The 257-nt window shown below is 48.6% G+C and carries 1 protein-coding gene; it reads left to right on the top strand.

The window, feature by feature from the left end; all coding sequences use genetic code 11:
- Positions 1 to 257, top strand: a 257-nt coding sequence (locus tag AAEY87_RS14160; RefSeq protein WP_350657634.1) for an urease accessory protein UreE, incomplete at both ends; no start/stop codon positions are given.

Below are 257 nucleotides of genomic sequence, written 5' to 3'. Positions count from 1 at the left end.
GCTTTAAAGCGCAAACGCAGCAGCAACAAGCCGTCGGTATTGACCTACCGCGCACAGAAACCATCAAAAATGGCAGTGTGCTGGCTAATAATCAAGGCGAATTGATACAGGTGATGGCCGCTAAGCAAGCGTTAATCAAAGTCACCGCTGATAATAGCTTCGATCTTATGAGGGGCGCTTATCATCTAGGTAACCGTCACGTGCCTTTAATGATTACCCCTGACGCCCTGTACTTTGAGCCTGACCACGTGTTAGAG

It is taken from the genome of Psychrobacter sp. S1-30-MNA-CIBAN-0213 (assembly GCF_040309845.1).
Lineage (GTDB): Bacteria > Pseudomonadota > Gammaproteobacteria > Pseudomonadales > Moraxellaceae > Psychrobacter.
The sequence above is the reverse complement of the archived record's forward strand: the minus strand, read 5'-3'. Positions and strand labels throughout refer to the sequence as shown.